This is a genomic window from Aeromonas eucrenophila (assembly GCF_000819865.1).
Taxonomy (GTDB): domain Bacteria; phylum Pseudomonadota; class Gammaproteobacteria; order Enterobacterales; family Aeromonadaceae; genus Aeromonas; species Aeromonas eucrenophila.
In genome coordinates this window covers 613,233-635,049 of the sequence record NZ_CDDF01000001.1, presented here as the reverse complement: position 1 = coordinate 635,049, position 21,817 = coordinate 613,233, and the positions used below count along the sequence as shown (strand labels likewise).

21 protein-coding genes are annotated in these 21,817 nt (G+C 60.6%); 5 read left to right on the top strand and 16 right to left on the bottom strand.

Going from position 1 to position 21,817, the window contains the following annotated elements:
- Nucleotides 1-169: 169 nt before the first annotated feature.
- The gene (gene brnQ / locus BN1124_RS02585) at nucleotides 170-1,489 is read right to left on the bottom strand and encodes a branched-chain amino acid transport system II carrier protein (RefSeq protein ID WP_042638771.1); all 1,320 of its coding nucleotides are present in this window, start codon (nucleotides 1,487-1,489) and stop codon (nucleotides 170-172) included.
- A gap of 318 nt (nucleotides 1,490-1,807) precedes the next feature.
- Here brnQ and BN1124_RS21485 point away from each other — a divergent pair, with 318 nt between their 5' ends.
- Nucleotides 1,808-2,143 carry a hypothetical protein gene (locus BN1124_RS21485; RefSeq protein ID WP_197066157.1) on the top strand — a complete coding sequence of 112 codons (336 nt, stop codon included), beginning with the start codon at nucleotides 1,808-1,810 and terminating at the stop codon, nucleotides 2,141-2,143.
- 246 nt (nucleotides 2,144-2,389) lie between these two features.
- Here BN1124_RS21485 and kdgT read toward each other — a convergent pair whose 3' ends face one another.
- The 4 genes from kdgT to kdgK form a co-directional block, all read right to left on the bottom strand.
- Complete coding sequence (gene kdgT / locus BN1124_RS02575; protein ID WP_042638768.1) at nucleotides 2,390-3,385, bottom strand: 2-keto-3-deoxygluconate transporter; 996 nt, start codon at nucleotides 3,383-3,385, stop codon at nucleotides 2,390-2,392.
- Nucleotides 3,386-3,447: 62 nt separating this feature from the next.
- The gene (locus BN1124_RS02570; RefSeq protein ID WP_042638766.1) at nucleotides 3,448-3,921 is read right to left on the bottom strand and encodes a NanQ anomerase/TabA/YiaL family protein; all 474 of its coding nucleotides are present in this window, start codon (nucleotides 3,919-3,921) and stop codon (nucleotides 3,448-3,450) included.
- A gap of 126 nt (nucleotides 3,922-4,047) precedes the next feature.
- The gene (locus BN1124_RS02565) at nucleotides 4,048-4,668 is read right to left on the bottom strand and encodes a bifunctional 4-hydroxy-2-oxoglutarate aldolase/2-dehydro-3-deoxy-phosphogluconate aldolase (RefSeq protein ID WP_042638764.1); all 621 of its coding nucleotides are present in this window, start codon (nucleotides 4,666-4,668) and stop codon (nucleotides 4,048-4,050) included.
- Nucleotides 4,652-5,620: a 2-dehydro-3-deoxygluconokinase gene (gene kdgK / locus BN1124_RS02560; RefSeq protein WP_042638762.1), complete on the bottom strand. Its 969-nt coding sequence runs from the start codon at nucleotides 5,618-5,620 to the stop codon at nucleotides 4,652-4,654. The genes BN1124_RS02565 and kdgK overlap by 17 nt, the downstream gene beginning before the upstream one ends.
- Nucleotides 5,621-5,935: 315 nt before the next feature.
- On the opposite strand from kdgK, the gene kdgR reads away from it, so the two are divergent.
- A complete protein-coding gene (kdgR, locus tag BN1124_RS02555) occupies nucleotides 5,936-6,730 on the top strand; it encodes a DNA-binding transcriptional regulator KdgR (RefSeq protein WP_042638759.1) in 795 nt (264 codons plus the stop codon).
- Nucleotides 6,731-6,809: 79 nt separating this feature from the next.
- Here the strand turns inward: kdgR and BN1124_RS02550 are convergent, their stop codons facing one another.
- The 3 genes from BN1124_RS02550 to kduI all read right to left on the bottom strand — a co-directional run bounded on the left by BN1124_RS02550 (nucleotide 6,810) and on the right by kduI (nucleotide 9,085).
- The gene (locus BN1124_RS02550) at nucleotides 6,810-7,376 is read right to left on the bottom strand and encodes a YgjV family protein (RefSeq protein WP_231553584.1); all 567 of its coding nucleotides are present in this window, start codon (nucleotides 7,374-7,376) and stop codon (nucleotides 6,810-6,812) included.
- 25 nt (nucleotides 7,377-7,401) lie between these two features.
- Complete coding sequence (gene kduD, locus BN1124_RS02545; protein WP_042638755.1) at nucleotides 7,402-8,163, bottom strand: 2-dehydro-3-deoxy-D-gluconate 5-dehydrogenase KduD; 762 nt, start codon at nucleotides 8,161-8,163, stop codon at nucleotides 7,402-7,404.
- An 85-nt stretch (nucleotides 8,164-8,248) separates the two neighbouring features.
- A complete protein-coding gene (gene kduI, locus BN1124_RS02540; protein WP_042638753.1) occupies nucleotides 8,249-9,085 on the bottom strand; it encodes a 5-dehydro-4-deoxy-D-glucuronate isomerase in 837 nt (278 codons plus the stop codon).
- A 346-nt stretch (nucleotides 9,086-9,431) separates the two neighbouring features.
- On the opposite strand from kduI, the gene BN1124_RS02535 reads away from it, so the two are divergent.
- Entirely contained in the window at nucleotides 9,432-9,686 is a 255-nt protein-coding gene (locus BN1124_RS02535) for a DinI family protein (RefSeq protein ID WP_042638751.1), read from the top strand.
- Nucleotides 9,687-9,835: 149 nt separating this feature from the next.
- On the opposite strand, the gene BN1124_RS02530 is transcribed toward BN1124_RS02535, so the two are convergent.
- The 5 genes from BN1124_RS02530 to dcuC all read right to left on the bottom strand — a co-directional run bounded on the left by BN1124_RS02530 (nucleotide 9,836) and on the right by dcuC (nucleotide 16,448).
- Nucleotides 9,836-10,648 (bottom strand): DUF2927 domain-containing protein, encoded by an 813-nt coding sequence (locus BN1124_RS02530; RefSeq protein ID WP_042638749.1) that lies wholly within the window; start codon nucleotides 10,646-10,648, stop codon nucleotides 9,836-9,838.
- 23 nt (nucleotides 10,649-10,671) lie between these two features.
- Complete coding sequence (locus tag BN1124_RS02525; RefSeq protein ID WP_042638747.1) at nucleotides 10,672-11,175, bottom strand: M48 metallopeptidase family protein; 504 nt, start codon at nucleotides 11,173-11,175, stop codon at nucleotides 10,672-10,674.
- Nucleotides 11,176-11,322: 147 nt separating this feature from the next.
- On the bottom strand, nucleotides 11,323-12,966 hold the full coding sequence (locus BN1124_RS02520; RefSeq protein WP_042638745.1) for a hypothetical protein: 1,644 nt from the start codon (nucleotides 12,964-12,966) through the stop codon (nucleotides 11,323-11,325).
- 382 nt (nucleotides 12,967-13,348) lie between these two features.
- Nucleotides 13,349-14,995, bottom strand: coding sequence for a bifunctional metallophosphatase/5'-nucleotidase (locus BN1124_RS02515; protein WP_042638743.1), 1,647 nt, complete (start codon nucleotides 14,993-14,995; stop codon nucleotides 13,349-13,351).
- Nucleotides 14,996-15,095: 100 nt separating this feature from the next.
- Entirely contained in the window at nucleotides 15,096-16,448 is a 1,353-nt protein-coding gene (dcuC, locus tag BN1124_RS02510; RefSeq protein WP_042638741.1) for an anaerobic C4-dicarboxylate transporter DcuC, read from the bottom strand.
- 316 nt (nucleotides 16,449-16,764) lie between these two features.
- Between dcuC and BN1124_RS02505 the strand changes: the two genes are divergently transcribed.
- Nucleotides 16,765-17,370 (top strand): DUF922 domain-containing protein, encoded by a 606-nt coding sequence (locus BN1124_RS02505; RefSeq protein ID WP_042638739.1) that lies wholly within the window; start codon nucleotides 16,765-16,767, stop codon nucleotides 17,368-17,370.
- A gap of 96 nt (nucleotides 17,371-17,466) precedes the next feature.
- Here BN1124_RS02505 and mnmC read toward each other — a convergent pair whose 3' ends face one another.
- Complete coding sequence (gene mnmC, locus BN1124_RS02500; protein ID WP_197066156.1) at nucleotides 17,467-19,515, bottom strand: bifunctional tRNA (5-methylaminomethyl-2-thiouridine)(34)-methyltransferase MnmC2/FAD-dependent 5-carboxymethylaminomethyl-2-thiouridine(34) oxidoreductase MnmC1; 2,049 nt, start codon at nucleotides 19,513-19,515, stop codon at nucleotides 17,467-17,469.
- Nucleotides 19,516-19,605: 90 nt separating this feature from the next.
- Between mnmC and fabB the strand changes: the two genes are divergently transcribed.
- On the top strand, nucleotides 19,606-20,817 hold the full coding sequence (fabB, locus tag BN1124_RS02495; RefSeq protein WP_042638735.1) for a beta-ketoacyl-ACP synthase I: 1,212 nt from the start codon (nucleotides 19,606-19,608) through the stop codon (nucleotides 20,815-20,817).
- 66 nt (nucleotides 20,818-20,883) lie between these two features.
- Here the strand turns inward: fabB and BN1124_RS02490 are convergent, their stop codons facing one another.
- Both BN1124_RS02490 and BN1124_RS02485 read right to left on the bottom strand, forming a co-directional pair.
- The gene (locus tag BN1124_RS02490) at nucleotides 20,884-21,378 is read right to left on the bottom strand and encodes a GNAT family N-acetyltransferase (protein WP_042638733.1); all 495 of its coding nucleotides are present in this window, start codon (nucleotides 21,376-21,378) and stop codon (nucleotides 20,884-20,886) included.
- A gap of 102 nt (nucleotides 21,379-21,480) precedes the next feature.
- Nucleotides 21,481-21,795 carry a DUF4377 domain-containing protein gene (locus tag BN1124_RS02485; RefSeq protein ID WP_042638730.1) on the bottom strand — a complete coding sequence of 105 codons (315 nt, stop codon included), beginning with the start codon at nucleotides 21,793-21,795 and terminating at the stop codon, nucleotides 21,481-21,483.
- Nucleotides 21,796-21,817: the final 22 nt, after the last annotated feature.

The window sequence follows — 21,817 nt, the reverse complement described above, 5'->3', positions numbered from 1 at the left end:
CGGAGGGGCTATGAGTGTCGGCCTTTGCAAGGGACGGAGTGATGAGGGGAGGCGAATTGCTCAGGGAGAATATAGGTCGAGAGGGGAGAGGACACGCGGGGCTGAAACAGCCCCGCGTGACGTTGTCACGGGGGCTCTGTCTGCTCCCCCGTTACACAGGCTGGTGAGGTTACTGGTAGACCGTCACAGACTCACGACCAAGCAGCCGGTCATAGATGGCGGCCAGCATCAGCCCCAGCAGGGAGGGCAGCAACCAGGCGAGACCCTGCTCCGCCAGCGGCAGATGCAGGCTCCACTCGGGCAGCATGCCAGCCAGTGCCGATCCCTTGATGCCGTCGATCATGCCAAACAGCAGGCTGATCAGCATGGTCGGGATCACGATGCGGGTGGCATTGTTCCACCAGCGCAGGGTGAAGCTCAGCAGCACCAGCACGATGCAAGGGGGGTAGATGGCCGTCAGCACCGGGATGGAGAGCTGGATCAGGTGGCTCAACCCCAGGTTGGAGACCAGGGTGGAGAAGCCCCCCAGCACAAACACCAGGGTGCGGTACGAGAAAGGCAGGTGCTGGGAGAAAAACTCCGCACAGGCGCAGGTCAGGCCAACGGCGGTGACCATGCAAGCGATGAAGATGAGCAGAGCCAGGAAGGCGCTCCCCATGCCGCCGAAGGTGTGCTGCACATAGGCGTGCAGGATCTCGGCGCCATTCTGGGCATTGGGCACCAGCTCACCACTGCTGGCGCCGAGCTTGAACAGGCCCAGATAGACCAGAGTCAGGCCCACGCCGGCCATGAGGCCCGCCAGTATGGTGTAGCGGGTCAGCAATTTGGGACTGTCGATGCCCCGGGAGCGGGCAGCGTTGACGATGACGATGCCGAACACCATGGCCCCCAGGGTATCCATGGTCAGGTAGCCGTTGACGAAACCGTTGGAGAAGGGGAGTTGCTGATAGGCCTCGGTGGCCGGGATGGCGCCGCCCGCGGGCCAGAGCAGGGCGGCGAGGCCGAGCACCGACAAGGCCAAGATCTTCATCGGCGCCAGCACGTGGCCGACGGTGTCCAGCAGCCGCCCCGGGTAGAGAGAGATGCCAATCACCAGTGAGAAGTAGACGACGCTGTAGATGAGCAGGGGGGTCGCATCGCTGCCAAAGAAGGGGGCAAGGCCCACTTCATAGGAGACGGTCGCGGTGCGCGGCGTGGCAAACAGTGGGCCGACGGCCAGGTAGCAGACGGTGGCCAGCAGCACACCGGCCCGTTTGCCGATGGGCAGGCTGAGGGCGTCGATGCCACCGCCGACCCGCGCCAGCGCGATCACGGTCAGGACGGGCAGCCCGACTGCCGTCAGCAGGAAGCCCAGGGCGGCGGTCCAGACCTGTTCACCGGCCTGCAAGCCGACCATGGGGGGGAAGATGATGTTGCCTGCGCCGACGAAGAGCGCAAAGGTCATAAATCCCAAGGCGACGATATCTTTGGGAGCTAATTGTCGTTTCATTGGAGTGTCATACCTGTCTGAAAGTGCTAATGCGGTCAAAAAACCTGTAGCAATCTGTATCTACGGGATAATCATCCTGAGAAATCAGGAGAAAATATTTATTGGTTTTATATCGTTCGCCGTTGTGGCGGGTGGCAAGTAAATCGATTATCGCGTGACAAGGCAAGTGCCGTGGCTAAATCAAAAAGATTGCACTGGATAATAAATTAAACAAAGTGAATGATGCTGGTTTTTCATAAAACCTCAATTTTATAGGCTGCCATCAGGCAGGCTCTTCTGGGTCGCAAAGCCTCTCTATTCAGCTGCCATGACGTCATCGTGCGGGATTATCGTCTGTATCCTCAAGGCAGGGAGCGCCGCTTTGCCTTGCCTGATCCTGTGTCGGAATTCCAGCTCCCGATCTCGGCCATTCGCGTCACATGGAGATCGCGATGGCGTATCCTCCCGTGGGATAAGGTGCTCCATGTCCAAATGGCAAACAGCAATGTGAATCTGTGGTGTGAGCGTTGGGGCGATGACTTTATTCGTATGAGGTTGGCCATCAGGCGAATGAGCAACAACGGTGTTGAATGGGTAGACGTCAAATATTTTTTGCATCATGAACACAACAGGGATAAGGCGATTGGTCATGCACATTTCATTGGTAAAAAATAAAAATATCTGTCAATGCAATGTGTATTGCTTCGTATCTAAAGCGAGTTCAGGGCTGAGAGAGGAGGATGCATCAGGCAATGTGGAATACAAAGCGTTCGCAGAGAAGAAGAACCGGCAAATATCATAGTGTCGATAATGAAGATAGGTTGGCGTATTTTCCGGTAATAAAAACAAAAGCCCCTGACGCTCAATCTGTCAGGGGCTTCTATGTGCAGCTAATATATTCGCCGCAGTCAGATACTCAGGTTATGCACTTCGTACTTTGGCTTGCACCGAGTCGACCGTTATCTCTTTTTTCACCGAATATTTCTTGCTGTAAATGGCGGTGAGGATAGGCACCAGCACGGCGGTCACTATCACGCAGGTTGCGACCAGGGCGGTGGCGGATTGAGCGACCGATTCAAACGCCGGGTTCATCTGGGCGATGATCATCGGGTTGGCAACCGCGGCACCGGCGGTGGAGGAGGCTGCGACCCCGGCGGTGCCGTTACCGCCTGCCAGCCACTTGTCGGCGAGGATCAGCGGGATGCCGGTGACGATGATGACGGCCAGGCCGAGCAAGATCCCCAACAGACCGGTGTCGATGATGACCGAGAAGTTGATGGTGTTACCCAGCGCGAAGCCGAAGAAGGGGATCAGGGTGCCGGTGGCCTTGCTGAAGAACTCCTTCAGATCCGGATCCAGGTTGCCCAGGGCAAAGCCGATCAGGAAGGGCAGGATGGCGCCGACGAAGTGGTGGCCCTGGAAGGAAGCCAGCCCAGTGGCACCCAGGATGACCATGGTCATCAGCGGGCCAGATTCAACGGACATGAGTACGAAGGCACCGGACTCTTCTTTGGTGCCGTACTGGTTCATCAGGCTGGCATAGAGGCCGCCGTTGGTCATGTCCATGGCCGAGACGAGCGCCAGGGTAGACAGACCGGCCAGCAGACCCGCCTCGATACCATGCTCGGGAATGAGCTGAGACGCCAGTATCGCCACCAGCCAGGCCACGGCAATCTTGGTGACTACCAGCACGCCGGATTTGCGCAGTACAGTCCCGGTGGCTCGCAGGTTGATGGAGGCCCCGATACAGAAGAACCAGACGGCCAGGATGGGGACCGTCCCGGTGATGATACCCTTGGTGAAGCCGCCATAATATTCGGCGGTTCCGGGGGCAAAGGTATTCAATGTGGCGCCCAGCAACAAGGGGATCAGCATGATCCCGCCTGGGATCTTGTCCAACGTCTGCTTGATTTTCATACCTACCTCATTTGTTATAAAACAGAGTTATTAAAATTTTGATTATTGATGGTGTTGGCAGATCAGTGGTTGGCTAACCAGCTCTTGCTGACCTTGAATACGGCTTTTTTAATTCTGTCTGGGGCATCAATCTGGCAGGTCGGACGATGTACTTCACCAGGATAGAAAATAGCAAAGTCACCGGCTCCAAGCATGATCCTGGTCGTGATTTCATCATTCTCGACAAATATCAGATCCGGTTTGCTCTCCTGATAATCATGGGGGGCGGAAATAGTGGCGCTGGTGGCGATAATTTCCTGGCCGGTGAGCAATACCTGAATATCGAGATATTGTTCATGGAATTCACTCTTCACACTGCTTTCATCCGCCGTGACGGGGCTGGATATCAGATAGAAAACGGCATTGTCGATAATGTCGTATTTACCATCGGCTTTATTCAGCAGATTTTGATGAGAACACTCTTCGCGACTCAAGAGCTGCAAGAGAGGGGCTGGCAGCATGGCCATGTCGAGCCGTTGCAAATTACCGGTGATCATCAGCGAGTCTTCCTTTTCGTATTGTTCGTCCTGATCGCTGATGCACTAAGTGATGCCAGCCGAGAGGATGAAATGGGGATACGTGTGTGGGTCGTTTGGGAGCCCGTTTACCGGGCTCCGCCATCATCAGAGTGCCGCCATGGCCTCACGGACCAGGGTGCCTATCTGTTCCCACTCCTGCCGATCGATGAGATCCGCGGGCACCATCCAGGTGCCACCGCAGGCAAACACCGATCCTTGCGCCAGATACTCCTTCACATTGCTCGGGCTGACGCCGCCGGTCGGCATGAAGCGGACCGGGTAGACGGCGCTCATGGCCTTGAGCATGGACAGGCCGCCGGAGGGCTCGGCCGGGAAGAATTTGAGGGTGCGCAGGCCGAGCTCCATCGCCTGTTCGACCATGCTGGGGTTGTTGACCCCGGGGATCATCAGCACGCCGCGTGCCTGGCAATACTGGACGATGCGCGGGTTGAAACCGGGGCTGACGACGAAGTCCACGCCGGCGTCGATGGCTTGATCCACCTGGGCCGTGGTGAGCACGGTACCGGCACCGATGATCATGTCGGGGAAGGCGGCACGCATCTGACGGATGGCATCGGCGGCGGCAGGGGTACGGAAGGTGATCTCCGCGCTCGGCATGCCGTTGTCCATCAGGGCATGGCCAAGGGCTACGGCATCGTCGGCGTTCTTGATGGCGATGACGGGGATGACCTTCAGGGTCGACAGTTTTTCAAGCAATGCTGACATGGGATGCCTCACTGGAAAGAGAAAGTGTGTGGGTAACCGGCATGGCCGGCAGGGGAATGATGGCCCCGCGATGCTGGATGACGGTGCTGGCCAGCAGGTGGGCATAAGATGCCGCTTCGCTTGCCGAGGCCTTGGCCAGTCGTTTGGCGAGGTAACCGGCGCTGAAGGAATCTCCTGCTGCCGTGGTATCGATCACTTGTTCTTTGGCCAGCGATATTGCGGGCACTTCATCGTGCTGTTCGCCCTGCACGATGAGGCAGGGCTCTGCGCCCCGTTTGATGACGATTTCGCCAACCCCGAGTGCCTGAGTGCGCGCCAGTGTCTGGGCTTCCTGGTGGTCGCCCCACAAGGCAAATTCGTCGTCCAGAGTCAGGAAGGCGATGTCGGTCAGGGCCAGCATGGCGCTATAGGTCTGCTGCGCCGCCTCTTTACTTTCCCACAGCCGTGGGCGGTAGTTGTTGTCAAACGCGATCTTCACACCAGCAGTCCGGCACTCGGCCAACTGCTGGAGCAGGGCTGTCCGGTCGGCGGGGGAGAGAATGGCGAGGCTGATCCCGCTCAGATAGAGGTAGTCAAACTCGCGCAATTGTTGGCAGACCTGGTCTGCCTCGGGCCCTTGCAACCAGTAACGGGCCGCGGCATCGCTGCGCCAGTAGTGGAAGGTGCGCTCACCCTGTTCATCGGTTTCGATGAGATAGAGGCCGGGCAGCTTGTGGCCGAGGCGCTGTACCAGATTGGTGTGAACCCCTTCCTGCTGCCACTGGGCCATCATGGCGCCGCTGATGGCATCGGTACCCATGGCGGTCACATAGTGCACGGTCAACTCGGGGTTGGCACGGGTCAGGTAGACGGCGGTGTTGAGGGTGTCCCCTCCAAAATGGCGCACGAGATCCGTCTTGCTTTCGGATAACTCGATCATGCACTCGCCGATGACGGCAACCTTGATAGACATATGTCCTCCCACTTTTATGATGTGCTCATTCTATTTAATGAAACGAAACTATCAAATGAATTGAAACGCCATTTCATTAAAGTGTGATTAAGCGCAAAGATTGGTCGGCGACGGGAGGAGATTCACCTGCTCAGCTCGGTTTCGGACGCGGTGAGGCACAGGAAATACCGAGTCTGCGCCAGGTGTGAGCGCGATCACGGAAGCCTGCTCGATGGGAGGAATGATGTCGAAAGAGGCTCGTTGGAGGGACTCATGACTATGATTGCGATGCCGTTTCAAATATAATGAAACGATAGGTTTCTGAAGGAGGTTTACATGTCAGTGGTAGATAATTCGCCGGATTCTGTCTCGTCTGTATTGAAAGTGTTTGGCATCTTGCAGGCACTGGGCGAGCAAAAAGAGATCGGCGTCACCGAGTTGTCCCAGCGGATCATGATGTCCAAGAGCACCGTCTATCGCTTCTTGCAGACGATGAAGACCCTGGGCTATGTCAAGCAGGAAGGGGAGACTGACAAATACACCCTGAGCCTGAAGCTGTTCGAGCTGGGCGGCAAGGCGCTGGGCTATCAGGACCTGATCCAGATAGCGGATGTCCAGATGCACCGGTTGGGCAAGCTGACCAAGGAGACCCTGCACCTGGGGACGCTCGACGAAAACAGCGTCGTCTATCTGCACAAGATCGATTCTGAATACAATCTGCGGATGTATTCGCGCATCGGGCGCCGTTGCCCGCTCTACAGCACCGGCCTTGGCAAGGTGATGATGGCCTGGTTGCCGGAAGAGGAAGTGCGCAGCATGCTGGCCAACGTGACCTTCGAGCGATTCACCGAGCACACCCTGGCCAACATCGATGAAGTGCTGGCTGAGCTGGTGCGGGTGCGTGAGCTGGGTTATGCGGAAGACAACGAAGAGAACGAGCATGGGCTGCGTTGTTTTGCGGTACCCATCTACAACCGGATGGGGCGCATCATCACCGGGCTCTCCCTGTCGCTGCCCATAGTGCGCTTTGAAGAGGGCAAACGAGCCGAGCTGATCAGTCTGCTGCATGAGGCCGCAGGCCAGATTTCGGCCGAGCTGGGTTATCACGACTATCCCTTTACCCCGCGATAAGGCGCCGAGTTCCATCCCTTGGTCGCACTCACTGAAGGGATGTCAGCAAACTGAAGCTGGCATCCCTGCATACCCTCGGTTATCGAACGCTATCTGGCTGGGCCGTGCGCTGGCTGCGGTAGAGTGAAAAGATGGTGTAGCCATTGATGACGAGGAACATCCCCTCCAGCAAGATCCCCCCAATCGATCCCGCCCAGATGTTGTGAATGACCCAGCACAGGCTGCTGGCCAGCATGCACCAGCGCAGTGACACCCCCTCCAGCCTAAACAGCGCATAGGTACTCAACGTGGTACCGATCAGGGTGAGCAACTGAATGGGATGTGTCAGTTGAGGTAGTACCAATCCCCAGGACAGGGCAATGAACAGCAACATGACGCCCAGGGTGCGATAGTAGCCGGAGACCCAGGTTCGGATCGCACAGAGCAGGCAGTTGATGGCGGCTGCCGTGGCGCCAAGCAGCATGAAATGCAGTGCCAGGAGCGCACCGTTGAGGGTCAGGTGCAGTCGCAGTTTCGCATCCTGGCGTTGCAGGAAGGCGACGGCGCCGATGGCGCAGGCCAGCAGGCCAAGCAGTTGGGTGAACCAGGGGGAGTCGAGCGGCATGGAGCGAATATCCGTGATGAGAAGAACGAAAAAAGGCGCCATAGGCGCCTTTTAGCATGGGGAGGAATTAACGGGCCAACCAGCCACCGTCGACGGCGATGGTGTAGCCGTTGATGTAGTCGGAGGCGGCGGACGCCAGGAACACCACGGGGCCCATCATGTCATCCGGCACACCCCAGCGACCGGCCGGGATCCGCTCCAGAATGGCGGCGTTGCGATCTTCATCGGCGCGCAGGGCTGTGGTGTTGTTGGTGGCCATATAACCCGGGGCGATGGCGTTGACATTGATGCCCTGGCTGGCCCATTCGTTGGCCAGCAGACGGGTGATCCCCATGACGCCGCTCTTGGAGGCGGTATAAGAGGGCACCCGGATCCCGCCCTGATAGGAGAGCATGGAGGCGATGTTGACTATTTTGCCGCCCTGACCCTGGGCGATGAACTGCCTGGCGACCGCCTGGGACATGAAGAAGACGCTCTTGATGTTGATGTTCATCACATCGTCCCAGTCTTTCTCGCTGAAATTGATGGCATCTTCGCGGCGGATGATGCCGGCGTTGTTGACCAGCACATCGACGCGACCGAAGTGGGATACGGCCTGATCCACCAGGGCGGGCAGGGTATCCACCTTGCTTACGTCGGCCTTGAGGCTCAGGAATTTGCGACCGAGCGCCTCAACCTTGGCAATGGTGTCGGTGGGTTCGACGATGTTGATGCCCACGATGTCACAGCCGGCTTCGGCCAGACCCAGTGCCATGCCCTGACCCAGGCCGGTGTCACAGCCGGTCACGATGGCAACCTTACCCTTCAAATCGAATGCGTTGAGAATCATCTTGTTTCCTCTGCTGCCACTCGAAGTGGCAGATATCAATGGGGGAAAAAACGGGCAGTGCAGACTGCCCGGCACAGAATGGGGACTAGCGCAGATCCTTGACGGCCACATGATCCATGTCACCGAACACCTGGTTCTCGCCGACCATGCCCCAGATGAAGGTGTAGGCCTGGGTGCCTACGCCGGAGTGAATGGACCAGCTCGGGGAGATGACCGCCTGCTCGTTGTGCACCAGCATATGGCGGGTCTCGTCCGGCTTGCCCATCATGTGGAACACGGCAGCATCGTCTTTCATGTTGAAGTAGAAATAGACTTCCATGCGGCGCTCATGGGTGTGGCAAGGCATGGTGTTCCACAGGCTGCCCTCTTCCAGTTGAGTCATGCCCATCACCAGCTGGCAGGTCGGTAGCACGTCCGGTACCAGGTACTTGTAGATGGTGCGACGATTGCTGGTGGCGGCCTCGCCTATGGTGCTCGGAGACGCCTGATCCTGGGTGACCTTGCGGGTCGGGAAGTTCATGTGGGCCGGGGCGCTGTTGTAGTAGAACTTGGCGGGCTGTGAGGTATCGACGCTGGCAAAGCTCAGCTCGCGGGCACCCAGACCCACATAGAGGGCCTCGGCGTTGCCGATCTCGAAGGTGGTGCCATCGACCACTACTACACCGGGGCCGCCGATGTTGATGAGGCCGAGCTCACGGCGCTCCAGGAAATAACTGACGCCGAAGGTCTTGCCCAGCTCATCCGAGAAACCGAGGGTGCCGTGCACCGGCATCATGCCACCGAACACGATGCGATCGATGTGGCTATAAGTCATGGTCAGCTGATCTGGCGTGAAGATCTCTTCTACCAGGAATTCACGGCGCAGACCCTGAGTGTCCAGCTGTTTGGCATGATCGCTGTGGATACTTTGACGAATTTGCATAATTAACCTCGGTAATAGCCCTCGGGCGTTGGCAAGCGGGTGTGTCTTCAGTGACTACAATTCTACCAAACAAAAAATAAAAATCAAAACAGCGTTTCGTATTTGTGATGCAAGTATCGCACTGTTTCTCTCGATGTCGTTTCAGTTTGCCTCATCGAGCTAGGCCATGGCCGCAGAATCGACAAGCGCACCGCTGGGGCCAGGATGCCGGGCGGTGGGCCAGGTCTTGATGGTGGAAGGCGTGACGGGCGTTTGGCTGGCTTGGGTCTGGGTTCTGGCAAGCCGCCTCTTTACTTTTCATATTTACTGTATAAAAATACAGTTATAAATCATGGAGAGCTATCCTATGCGCCTGGAAATCATCATCGACAAGAAACATCAGATCCCCACTCCGACCATGGAGGCGCTGCGGCAGGAGTTGCTCAAGCAACTGGGCGAGCCGTTCCCCGACTTGCACGTGCGGGTCGCGCCGGGCAGCGCCATGGCGCTGACGGTCAGCCGTGCCAGCAAGGAAGACAGGGAGCGGGCAGAGGCCATGGTGCAGGAGGTGTGGGAGAATTCCGACAGCTGGATGCCGGAGACGGAAAACGCCGACGCCTGAGGGGATAGCTGCGGTGGATTTCAGTGTCTGCCAGGATATGCGGCGCTATCCGGATCAAACAAAAAACGCAGCCAAGGGCTGCGTTTTTTGTTGATGGCGAGGCCGGTGTCAGCGGGTGAACGAAGGGCGTGGCAAGACCGCAGGCCCGTTCAGAGCCCGGCCCACTGTTTGAGACTGTCTTGTTGTACCCGCTGGTTGGCCTGGGCGATGTCGCCGTTGCTGCGCAGGGCCTTGATGGCGATGGGCAGGGCGCTGCGTACCTCGTCGGCGGTCATACCTGCATGCAGAGCCGGGTGATAGGCGAGCTTGAGCAGCACGTAGTCGAGCCCGGTCGGGAAGCTGTCGACGCTGTGGTCATTGAAGATGGAGGGAAACACCTTGTCCGAGTCATTGGGCAATCCCATGATCTGGGTGAGCTCCTCCACCACGCAGTCCAGGAAACGCCCCTTGTCTCGGCTGTAATCCACCGGAATGATGACGGTGGCGCGGGTGATTTCATAGGCGGTGTTGGTGGCAAAGTTGGCCAGGCAGATCCCCTCCTTGAGGGCGATCTTGACCGAGCCATCCTGGCCTATGGTGCGGCTGGCCCAGCTTGCCATCTGCTTGTGCCGGGTCATGATGAGGGTGAGATTGGGGTTGTCGTCGACGAGTTTGATCGGTTGGCCGGTGATCCTGGCCAGGTGCTGGCTCTGGATCCTGACCACCTCGGCCTGCAACGGCTTGTCACCAAATTCGTTGATGAGTTTGAGGCGAATAGGCGTCTGCCAGCGCGAGAAGCGCACATGTTGCTCATGGCCGTATTCCCGCTTCATGGCGACCTCGAAGAAGCTCTGAGTCAGGTAGTCATCGCTCTGCCAGCGCTCGGCGGAGAAGACGGGCAGGGAGAGCAGCCACAGGCCCAGCATCCGGCAGATCCAGACGAGGTGACCAGCTTGCCGCACAGGGTGTCGTCTTGGATTCATGTTGCCTCCTTGCAACCGGGGACTCAGCCCTTGGTGCGCTCAAGGTCACGCCAAGTGAGCCAGAGCCTGAGATCGAACTCCAGTTGATGATAGTCCGGTTCCATATGCTGGCAGAGCTGGTAGAAGGCCTTGTTGTGATCCTTCTCTTTGAGATGGGCCAGCTCGTGCACCACGATCATTTTCAGGAAGGCGGGATGAGCCTCCTTGAACAGGGCGGCGATGCGGATCTCGTTCTTGGCCTTGAGCTTGTTGCCCTGCACCCGGCTGACATAGGTGTGCAGCCCGAGGGCATCCTTGATCACGTTGATCTTGCCATCGAAGATCACCTTGGAAAGGGGAGAGGAGCTTTTGAGGTAGCGGTTCTTCAGCTCCATGGTATAGCTCAGCAGCGCCTTGTCACTTTGGATGAGGTGCGTATCGGGGTAGCGTTTGGCCAGCATGTCGCCGAGCTTGCCCGCCGCAATCAACTGCTGCACCTGGGCCTTGAGCGGGTCTGGATAGCCGCCCAGATAGGTCAGTTCCGCCATGATTTCTCAGCCTCCACACGAAAAAAGAGCGCCATTGTAGTCATGATGTGGCCGCTTGAACACCGCTGGCGTCTTCTCATAACCGACAAAAAGGCCGTCATCGTTGCCAATGACGGCCTCTCTTGCTTGTCAGTCGGGATGCGTGGTTCAGCGACGGCGATAGAGGCCGGGATCAACCTCCTCATAGCGCTCCGTCAGGTATTGATAGAAGGCGAGGCTGGAGGGGGAGCTCGGCTTTTTCAGCTCGGCCGCGATCCGCTCCGGCTTGGCGATGATGAACTTGGGGTTCTGGCGTTTGAGATCGGCCAGCACACGTTCACGCACGTCGTAGGGCGGGTTGACGTTGGCAAAGAACAGGTAGGCGGACGCCGGCTGGCGATCGGTCCACAGGTAGTACTGCGGCTGGATGCCGTCGACCCAGATCTTGTCGGTCGGGCTGGTCTCGGCCTTGATCCTGTCGACCCGCACCTGGGCCGGCGGGTTGAACGGCTTGCCCTTGAGAGTTCCCTCCCAGGCATTGTTGAGCAGCAGGGCCAGCATGGCCAGCGAGGCGAGCCAAGGGGTGGCGCTGCGCACATCCCAGGCGCGCCACAGGGGCACCAGGATCAGTACCGGCAGGGCCCACAGCAGGCTATTGCCGAGCACTTCACGCACCCGTTCCAGCGACCACTCCTTGGTGCTCCAGCCGTAGCCGAGCTGTTGGGCCAGCAGCCAGCTGGCCGTCAGCACCACCAGCGAGATGCAGAGCAGGCCGAGGGCATCGGTCTGCTGCTCGCTGCGATCCAGCAGGCAGGCGAGCGGCAGCAGGCCGAGCTGCAGATAGAGCACGTCGTAGTGATCGAACACATGGCCGGAGACCGAGTTGGCGATCAGGGTAAACAGCACCCCGAGCAGGGTGGCGCACAGAACGGGCAGGTGCCACTCCTGCCGCCTGGTCAGCATCAGCACGATGAAGGCGGGCAGCAGCATGACGAGGCCGGTGCGCAGCAGGCCGACGGCGCCCACCTCGGGGGAGAAGCCGTTGCCGTAGCTGCCCTCGAAGAAGATGCCGAAGGCGTAATACTGGAACTCGGCCAGCAGACCATGGTGCTGGAAGTAGGCAAACAACGGGCCGCCGACCAGCGCCAACCCCAGCAGGCTGGAGAGGAGCAGGCCAAAGGCGCAGCGCCACTGCTCGCGCAGGCACCAGTGGCAGAACAGCACCAGATACCATGCTCCCCAGAAGGCGCCGTTGTTGGTGCGCATCCAGGCGACGATGGCGAAGGTGATGGCCGCCACCAGCGCCGGTCCCCAGCTGAAGCGCTTGTCCAGCAGCAGGGTAATGAAGGCCCACTGGGCGAGGAGGGCCAGATAGAAGGTCCAGTCCTCGGTCATGTTGCCGTAGTAATAGCGGGTGCCATAGAGCGCCAGCAGCGCCAGCATGCTGCCGAGCCGCGCCCGCAGGGAGAGGCCGAGCTGGGCAAAGGCCTGCCAGCTGGCGAGCAGACCCAGCCAGCACAGCACCCACTCCAGCAGCCAGATCCCGAAGAAGCCACCCATCCCGTAGCCGAGCGCATCGAGGGCGAAGATCATCGGACCCTTGATGTCGATCATGTCTCGATAGAGCACGCCGCCTTCGCTCCACATCTTGCCCATGACCGCGAACAACGAAGCATCGAAGCCCGGCGCCATGCCATGAAACAGCGGGTTGCGCAGGCAAAACAGCAGTGCCATCAGGGCGGTGAGCAGGACAACCAGTGGTTTGAGCCCCGGATTGTGGCGTTGTGGGGTAAAACGGATGCTGTTATTCATGGATGACCTGTGGCTGCGGGAGAAACGAAAAGCGGGGCCTATCTTGCCGAGGCTAGCAGCTCTATGCAATGGGGTGGGGGGATGTGCTTGAAATAATTTATAAAAGTATCGTTTTCAGTCCCTCACGGGGAGACGAAAAGCGGGGCCCAGTGTTGCCGAGGTGCTCATTTTCCATGCATTTTGGGAGTGAAAAATATCGATGCACTTAAATGAGCGTCGTTTTATGTTGGTGATGCTCTATCTAGTCTCTCTCATCTGCTGGTAAATCGCAGTATGGTGGATGTTTTGACTGCCATCGTGGCTGGTGTCGTCTCGTGGGTTAAGGCCCTTCCCCCGCAAGGGGAAAGGGCCTTCGCTGATACCAGTCACCAGGGGCAATGGCCTAGCCCTGATATTCCACCAGCGCCGGCAGGGGGGCGAGTTCGGGCAGGTAGCGGGCCCAGCGGATAAAGGCATCCGCCAGGGTGATGCCAAGCTCCTGATTATGCTGGGTCAGGGTGCGGGCCAACGCCGTATAGCCCTCCTTGCCGGAGGCGGTGTAGGCGCTGGAGACCCCCCGATAGACGGCCTCCGGCTCGACTGCTTGCCACAGCCCCGGGCTCGCCTCCCATTCGAGACGGGTGATCCGGCGTCCCTTGGGCTTGTCCGCCTGATAGCAGAAGCGCACCCCGGCGGTGTAGGGGAAGCTGCCGCTGCCATTGCCGACCACGCCGTTGTTGGTGGCGTTGTCGATGGCCCCCTCCAGCGCCTCGGCGAGCTCATGACCGTGCACCCGATAGAGGGTGAGCGGGATGGCAAAGGGCAGCAGGCGGCCAGCGATGTCCGCCTCGCTCAAGGGGCCTGGCTCAAGCGAGCAGCGCACACCCCCGGCGTTATGCAGCGCGAAATCCACCTGGCCGACCTGCTCGCGGGCGCCGGTCAGCATGGCCTGGGCCACCAGTGGCGCCACCTGGCTGCCAGCGGGCAGGGCCGCATCGGGCAGGCGCTGATGGTGCAGTGGCCCGGCGAGTCGGGTCACGATGCGCCGGGTCATGGTCTCGAGTTCGGGCCGGTAGCGTTTGGCCAGATGCTGCTCAAGCGCGGGGGCGGGCTCGCAGAAGTGCAGGCCGGCGGGCGGCTCTGAGGCGAAGGGCCAGGGCTGCCAGGGCAGCCATTCGAGTTGGCCGGCGCTGCGTTGCACCCGGCCATTGTCGTCAAACTCCAGTTCGCAGACCCCGAGGCAGAGCGCGCTGTGGGCGGCGTGCAGGATGGCGACTCCCTCGACCATCAGCGGGTAGCTGCCCTCGCTGACGAGCCCGAGCGGAGCCAAGTCCCCCAGCTGGCTGTGGGTGTGACCGCCGACGATGAGGCTGAGCTCGGGGAAACGGGCGGCCAGGCGTTTGTCCTGCTCGAGCCCGAGGTGGCTCAACAAAATGATGTGGTGGATGCCCTCGGCCTTGATCTCGCTGAGGGCGGCGGTGAGGGTCTGCTCGATGCCGTGAAAATGGGTGTGGGCATCCGGGCTCGCGATGGCCGCCATCTGCGGCAGGGTGATGCCGAGCAGGGCGAAGGGCACGCCATCGATGAGGCGCTTGTGCCAGGGGCGACTGGCGTCATAGAGCCGTGGCAGGCCTCGCAGCCGCAACGCAATGTCGGTAGGCTCCTGACTGCTGTCGAGGTTGGCGGCCAGCACCGGAAAGTCGAGCTGGCGCAGAAACTCCACCAGGGGGCCGTTGCCGAGATCGAACTCGTGATTGCCGATCACCATGGCATCGGGGCGCAGCAGGCCGAGCAAGTCGGCGTTGGCCCGTCCCTTGAAGCGGTTGAAATAGAGGGAGCCCTGGAAGGTGTCACCGCCGTGCAGGAACAGGCAGGTCTGGCCCGCGTCTGCGGCTTGCTGGCGCAGGGCGGTGAGCCGGGACAGGATGCGGGCATAGCCGCCACACTGGGTGCGCCACTCGGACTCCCCGGCGGGGAGGAAGCGCATGGGCGCGCCATCGAAGTGGGAGTGGCAGTCACTGAAGTGGGCAAGTTGAACCGTAATACTCATCTCGGTCCTCCTTAGAGACAAAAGAGGACCGAGTCTACTCCAATCACGGGGAGAGATACCAGCCCGGCGGGAGCCGGGCCAGTGACAGATCAGGCGTGACTCAGGCAGGCACCAGGATCTGGGTGGCGAGGATCACCACCACCAGGCCGACCGCGACCGGTACCGAGGTGCGTTTGACCACCTCGAACGGCGACAGGTTGCCCATGCCCGCACAGGCGACCACCACCCCGGATACTGGGGAGATGGTGCGGCCCAGGTTGGATGCCTGCAGCATGGGGATGACCAGGTAGGCGGGGTTGACGCCGAGACTGGTGGCCAGATGGGGGATCAGCTCCACGAAGGCATAGAAGGGCGCATTGCCCGAGCCCGTGGTGAAGGCCGCCAGGGTGGTGATGACCACCAGCACCAGCATGATGACGACGCCCCCGGTGCCGAAGCTCTGGGCGAGATCCAGCAGATTGGCGATGAAGCCGAGCCCCATCAGCCCCTGGGCGAAGACCCCGGCACCCACCAGCAGCATGACCACGCCGGCGAAGGCGTCGGCCATGCTGCGCCAGCACACCTGCAGACCGTCCAGCAGCTCTTTACCGTTGCGCTTGCGCACCAGCTCCAGCAGGGCGGCCAGCACCAGGCAGATGACGATGATGGTGACGATGTCGAGCTTGGGCCCGACTTTGCCGTCAAACAGCAGCACGCCGATGATGGGGGTGAACGGCAGTATGGCGTAGAGCGCCGGGGCATCGGTGATGAGATCGCTCGGGGCGACCGGGGCGTTGTGCTCGCCGGACTTCTGATCCAGATAGCGCTGCCAGAAGAAGTGGGTCACCGCCATGGCGGCGATGGCCGCGATCGAGATGGGCAGGGTCAGTTTGAAGGCAAACTCGATGAGCTCCAGGTTGGCCGCTTGCGCCGCCATCACCACGTCTCCCGAGGTGGGGGCCAGTATGATGGCCGCAGGGGAAGCGCACACCGCCGCCGCCGCGCCGCGGGAGATCCCCATGTTGACCATCAGCGGGAATAGGGTCGCCATCAAGAGCACGCCGAGACCGGTGGCGGAGCTCACCGCCAGCGACATGGCGCAGGCCACCAGGTAGGCGGCGACCAGCAGGATGTAGGGGGACTTGATGATGCCAAGCGGTTTGCTCGCGAGTTTCACCAAGATGGTGTTGGCGCCGATGTGGCTCATGTAACCGGCGAAGCCGCACAGCACCATGATCAGCATGCCCAGGCCACCGCCACGGTCCACCAGCAGGAAGCGCACGTACTCGAACACGTCGGTGGCCACGTGGCCGGTGGAGGCGACGCTGGCGGGTAACACGGCCTTGCCCATCAGGGCGGTGATCGCCAGCAGCAGCAAGCCGCCGCTGAGCAACACCCCGGTGGCCGAGTAGCCCTTGAAGATGTAGCGACCCACGGCCAGGGTGACCAGGGTGCCAATAAGGAGTTCCATCATAGAATAAGTTCCTGAGTACGAGATAAAGGTTGGGGTCAGGGGGCGAGCGGTCCTTGGTGGATCTGACCAGTCTCAACCTGCTCCGACAAAAATCGTGCTGATTATTAGCCCTAAAGTAGTATTTTTCTTTGATCCACCTCCCCATCTTGAAATTTAACGCTCTGCAGCGGGGGGCCGTCCTGCGGCTTTGTCAGGGGGCGCTGCGACAGCAGGTGACAGCGCCCAAGATCGCGGTTAATCTCCCATCCTGAGTATTAATTCATTGATTCTTAATTGAATTCACGCTGGGACTCACAAGGGGCAAGACTGCGGAAAGATGGGACTCTTCACTAAGACAGGCGTGGTGGCGGCCTTGATGTTCGCCGCCGCAAGCGGGGCCGAGCCTTCCCATTATGCCGGCGTCAGACTAGCCCCCGACATCAAGGTGGATTTCCAGTTTTATCGGGTCTCCGGCCCCGATGTCGCCGCCGTCATGCGCCAGATAGCCAAACAAGGGGCCGCCCAGGCCGGCGGCCATATCGGCAGGGCCAGTTATCAGCTCTCCTGGCAGTTGCAGACCAGGCCGACCGCCGCCCGCTGCGAGCTGGAGCAGAGCGGTGTGACGGCGCGTATCCAGGTACGGGTGCCGAACTGGATGGACAAGGCCAAGGCATCCGCCGCCGAGCGGCAGAAGTGGGACAAGCTGGTGGCCGCCATGTTCGACTACGAGAGCCGTCACAAGGACATACTGCTGGAGAGTGTCAGCCAGCTCGGCACCCGCCTCGCCCAGTTGCCGGTGACGCGCGATTGCGCCGCCCTGCAGTCGCAAGGCTGGCAAGAGGGGCAGGCGGTGCTGGAGAGCACCCGTGCGCGCTTTGCCGCGCTGGCGCAGCAGACCGATGGGGGTCGCAAGCTCGGGCTGGGTTGGCCGAAACCGAGCTGATCTATCTTCTATGGGATTAAAAGAAACGGGCTGTCCGCAGGGACAGCCCGTTTTCATTGGCAGCGACTATTAGGTGGCTGTCTTGGCAAGCCAGGGTTAGCCGCGCAGGGGCTTGCCCTTGAGCAGCTTGCGTACCCAGTAACGGGCGGGGTGCAGCGCCTCCAGCAGGTCGGTTGGCAGCGGCAGGGGATCCCCACAGATCTCGCTGGCGATCAGCTCGCCGCACAGGGGCGCCGAGCACAGACCTCGGGAGCCGAGCGCCCCCAAGACGAACAGGCCGGGGTGCAGTGGCAAGGGTGCGGCATCCGCCTGCTGGGTCTGGAGGCGGGCGTACTGCTCTTCAAGCTTGGCCAACCTGGCGACGGGTCCCGCCACCGGCAGGTGATCCCGACTGGCGCAGCGCACGCCAACGCGCGCCTCGCCACCGCTCACATCCACCTCGCCTGGCCAAGTCTCCTCCGGCAGGCAGGCCTGCAGCCGGCTTTGGTTCTGTGCCTGCTCCTCGGCGCTGTAGTCGGTCCCGCTCTGGTTGCGGCCATAGCTGGCACCGATGCAGTGCTGGCCGTTGTGGGCCGGGGTCAGATAGCCGTCGTAGCAGAGCACCGTCCTGAGTTGGCTTAACCGTTCAGTGGTCGGCACATGGCTCACCTGACCGCGCACCGGGTAGAGCGGCAGCTCGGCGAAGGGCAGCAGCGCGGGCAGCTGATGGCCGGCGGCCACCACCAGGGTGGGTGCCTGCCAGTGGCGGCCATCCCTGCTTTCAACCTGCCAGCCATCCGCGTGTTCGTGGACGGCCGTGATCTCGGCGCCATATTCCAGCCGCAGCAGTCCGGTGGCCTCGGCCTCAGCCAGCGCGGCGCGGGTCAGATCCGCCGGGCAGAGCCAGCCTCCCAGCGGATAGCTGACCCCACCGTGGCCACAGGGCAGGCCGGAGGTTTGCTCCACCTCGGCGGCGTCGAGTGGGCGCATCAGTGTGGGCGGGAAGGGGCCCTGGCCCATCTTGGCGAGCTTGGCGGCAGATTTGTCGTCATAGCCGAGCTGCACCACGCCACCCGGTGATCCGCCATCCGACTCATCCCCCAGCCCGAAGGCGATGGAGTGGCGCTTTGCCAGTGCCAGCAGGCGAGTGCGGGCATAACCAAAGGCCAGGGCATAGAAGCGGGAAAGGGCGTCGTGCTCGCCGTTGAGCAGCGGGTAGAGCGCCCCCTGGCGATTGCCGGAGGCACCGGCGGCCGGCTCGTCGTCCGCGCACAGCAGGGTGACGGTGCGGCCCCGCTCCGTGAGGGAGAGCGCCGTCATGGCCGAGGCGATACCGCCACCGATGATCAGCACCTCGCCGGGCAAGCCGGCCGGGCGGGCATACCAGGGGGCTATGCTCTGCTCGGGCTGTTTGTCTTCCCGCATCCCCGCCAGCATCTCCCGCTTGCTGCCGTGTCCCTTGACCTTTTTCGCGCCAAAGCCAGCGGCGATCAGCCCACGGCGCACGAAACCGGCGCAGGTAAAGGTGGAAATGGTGGCGCTGGGGCGGGCGAGGCGAGCGAGGCCGTCAAACAGATCCTGGGTCCACATCTCGGGATTCTTGGCCGGCGAAAAACCGTCAAGATACCAGGCATCCACCAAGCCGCTCGGGCCCTGAGGCACTAGGGGCAGGGTGTCTTTGATGTCGCCAAACCAGAGGTCGAGCCGCACCCGGCCCTCGGCAAACTGCAAACGGTGGCAGCCTTCTATAGGCAGTGGCCACTGCTCGACGAGTTCCTGGCTCAAGGACGCGAGCTCCGGCCAGGCATCCAGGGCCTTGCGCAGATCGGCCCGGGTCAGAGGGTATTTCTCGAAGCTGATAAAGTGCAGACGGGCGCAACGCGCGGGGTCAACGGCCTGTTCCAGAAAGGCGGCCATTGTCGCCAGAAAGTTAAGGCCTGTGCCGAAACCTGTTTCACCAATCACGAAACTGTCACTATCGTGGTGCAAAAATCGCGCTGGCAGCCGATTTTGCTGTAAAAAGACGTAGCGGGTTTCACTTAGACCGTTATCATTGGAAAAGTACACATCCCCGAACTCACTGGAGACTGGAGTTCCCGCTTCATTCCAGTCCAATCGGGCATGATGTAAGGATGTTTGACTCACGTTTCCCTCTGCTCGCGTCACAAAATCGCGGGCATTCTACGTGAAAGCAGACCAGTTTGGCAGCCGAAAGCGGGTAGACTCGGTGCCAGTTTTTCCAGACGAGATGAATTAATGAGAAGAGCAGTGATCACCGGTATCGGCGTCATCTCCAGTATCGGCAACAACAAGGAAGAAGTGCTGGCCTCCCTGAAAGCAGGCAAATCCGGCATCACCTATTCCGAGCAGTTTGAGCAATACAACCTGCGCAGCCGTGTCTGGGGTAACCTCAAACTCGAGCCGTCTGAACTGATCGACCGTAAAGTCATGCGTTTCATGGGAGATGCCGCTGCTTATGCCTATCTCTCCATGCAGCAAGCCATCGACGACGCCGGTTTGCCGGAAGAGATGGTCTCCAACGAGCGTACCGGTATAGTCACCGGCTCCGGTGGCGCCTCCGGCAAGAACACCTCGGAGTCCGCGGACATCGCTCGTGAGAAGGGCGTCAAGCGGGTGGGTCCTTACATGGTACCGCGTACCATGTCCTCCACCACCTCCGCCTGTCTGGCCACGCCATTCAAGATCAAGGGTGTCAACTACACCATCAGCTCCGCCTGCGCGACCTCTGCCCACTGCATCGGTCACGCCATGGAGCTGATCCAGCTCGGCAAGCAGGACATCGTCTTCGCCGGCGGCGGCGAGGAGCTGGACTGGTCTTCCACCATCCAGTTCGACGCCATGGGCGCCCTGTCCACCAAGTACAACGACACCCCGGAAAAGGCGTCCCGTACCTATGATGCGGACCGCGACGGTTTCGTCATCTCCGGTGGCGGCGGCATCCTGGTGGTCGAGGAGCTGGAACACGCTCTGGCCCGTGGGGCTCACATCTACGCCGAGATCACCGGCTATGGCGCCACCTCCGACGGCTACGACATGGTCGCCCCGAGCGGTGAAGGCGCCGTGCGTTGCATGAAGATGGCGATGCAGGGTGTCGGCAAGGTGGATTACATCAACACCCACGGCACCTCCACCCCGGTCGGTGATACCAAGGAGCTGGAAGCCATCCAGACCCTGTTTGGCAGCAACGCACCCAAGCTCTCCGCCACCAAGGCCATGACAGGGCACGCCCTGGGCGCCGCCGGTGTGCATGAGGCCGTCTACTCCCTGTTGATGATGCAGCACGGCTTCATCGCCCCCAGCATCAACATCGACAATCTGGACGAGAAGGCCGTGGGTCTGCCCATCGTGCGCGAGTACGAAACCGCCGACCTCAATACCGTCATGTCCAACAGCTTCGGCTTTGGCGGTACCAACGCTTCTCTGGTGTTCAGCAAGTTCAAGGCTTGATGTTCACCGGGTTGAGATAGAAAAAGGCGCCGAAAGGCGCCTTTTTTATTGGATTGTCAGTGACTTTCAGGCTGGCTCGGCCAACGGCAGCCGCATATAGACGGCCCCCTCCCCATACTCATCCAGCGGCTTGCGGGTGGCAGAGGGAATGAACCCCTGCTTGCGCCAGAAGGCCGGCGCATCCTGCACCGCCACCAGGCCCGCGTGCTCATACCCCTCATTGCTGGCGAACTCGAGGGCGGTCGCCAACAGGCGCTGACCCACCCCCAGTCCACGGGCCTCGCCGGAGACGGCGAGATCGTGCAGGTAGAACTCCTCATCGCCGGCCAGGGCCTGCATGGGCATCGAAAGGGGCGGGGGCTGGTGGGCACGCCAGGGGTGGCAGAGCAGATAGCCCAGCACCTTGCCCTGGCGTTCGGCGACCCAGCAGCAGGCCGGTGCCAGCTCGGCCTTGTTGCTCATCACCTCGAGGGGCTCGGGCTCCAGCTGGTGATAACACTCGTGCTGGATGGCCATGATGGCGGGCCAGTCGAGGGCCCGGATGGTGCGGATGTTAATCATAACCTGGCATGCTGATGCAGTGAGTCACTCTGTGACGGAGCACCAGAGTAGCATAAGGTGCTGATAAATTGAACTAAAAAGGTCTGTTTGACGCCCTTTGGATCAGTTGTCGGCCTGCTTGCTCACCACTTTGATCAGCTGGTAGCGCACCGAGGAGGCGTCGGCCGGCACGTCGGTCAGCTGCTCCTTGGAGACTTCCAGCTCATAGCGGTAGCCGGGCTCGAAGGTGAAGCCCTCGATCTGCTGGTAGAACAGGCTCCAGCTCTCGCCGGGCTGACCACGTACCTGCATGCACTTCATGGGGGCGACACCGATGCAATCGGCCAGCTGGCTCTTGATGTAAAGGGTTTCGGTGGCCGGGGTGCTTTGGCAGGCGGCGAGCAACAGGGCGGAGCAGAGCAGGAGAGGGGTTTTCATGATGGAGTGTCCTTGACGTAAA

Bases quoted from the DNA above. Each gene is read 5' to 3' on its own strand.
- BN1124_RS02505 (WP_042638739.1), top strand. From the start codon at position 16,765: ATGGGACTCTTCACTAAGACAGGCGTGGTGGCGGCCTTGATGTTCGCC.
- BN1124_RS02565 (WP_042638764.1), bottom strand. From the start codon at position 4,668: ATGTCAGCATTGCTTGAAAAACTGTCGACCCTGAAGGTCATCCCCGTC.
- dcuC (WP_042638741.1), bottom strand. From the start codon at position 16,448: ATGATGGAACTCCTTATTGGCACCCTGGTCACCCTGGCCGTGGGTCGC.
- BN1124_RS02535 (WP_042638751.1), top strand. From the start codon at position 9,432: ATGCGCCTGGAAATCATCATCGACAAGAAACATCAGATCCCCACTCCG.
- BN1124_RS02515 (WP_042638743.1), bottom strand. From the start codon at position 14,995: ATGAGTATTACGGTTCAACTTGCCCACTTCAGTGACTGCCACTCCCAC.
- BN1124_RS02550 (WP_231553584.1), bottom strand. From the start codon at position 7,376: ATGGCGCCTTTTTTCGTTCTTCTCATCACGGATATTCGCTCCATGCCG.
- kduI (WP_042638753.1), bottom strand. From the start codon at position 9,085: ATGCAAATTCGTCAAAGTATCCACAGCGATCATGCCAAACAGCTGGAC.
- brnQ (WP_042638771.1), bottom strand. From the start codon at position 1,489: ATGAAACGACAATTAGCTCCCAAAGATATCGTCGCCTTGGGATTTATG.
- kdgK (WP_042638762.1), bottom strand. From the start codon at position 5,620: ATGTCTATCAAGGTTGCCGTCATCGGCGAGTGCATGATCGAGTTATCC.
- BN1124_RS02520 (WP_042638745.1), bottom strand. From the start codon at position 12,966: ATGAATAACAGCATCCGTTTTACCCCACAACGCCACAATCCGGGGCTC.
- BN1124_RS02525 (WP_042638747.1), bottom strand. From the start codon at position 11,175: ATGGCGGAACTGACCTATCTGGGCGGCTATCCAGACCCGCTCAAGGCC.
- BN1124_RS02485 (WP_042638730.1), bottom strand. From the start codon at position 21,795: ATGAAAACCCCTCTCCTGCTCTGCTCCGCCCTGTTGCTCGCCGCCTGC.
- BN1124_RS02530 (WP_042638749.1), bottom strand. From the start codon at position 10,648: ATGAATCCAAGACGACACCCTGTGCGGCAAGCTGGTCACCTCGTCTGG.
- BN1124_RS02570 (WP_042638766.1), bottom strand. From the start codon at position 3,921: ATGATCACCGGTAATTTGCAACGGCTCGACATGGCCATGCTGCCAGCC.
- kduD (WP_042638755.1), bottom strand. From the start codon at position 8,163: ATGATTCTCAACGCATTCGATTTGAAGGGTAAGGTTGCCATCGTGACC.
- BN1124_RS02490 (WP_042638733.1), bottom strand. From the start codon at position 21,378: ATGATTAACATCCGCACCATCCGGGCCCTCGACTGGCCCGCCATCATG.
- kdgR (WP_042638759.1), top strand. From the start codon at position 5,936: ATGTCAGTGGTAGATAATTCGCCGGATTCTGTCTCGTCTGTATTGAAA.
- kdgT (WP_042638768.1), bottom strand. From the start codon at position 3,385: ATGAAAATCAAGCAGACGTTGGACAAGATCCCAGGCGGGATCATGCTG.
- fabB (WP_042638735.1), top strand. From the start codon at position 19,606: ATGAGAAGAGCAGTGATCACCGGTATCGGCGTCATCTCCAGTATCGGC.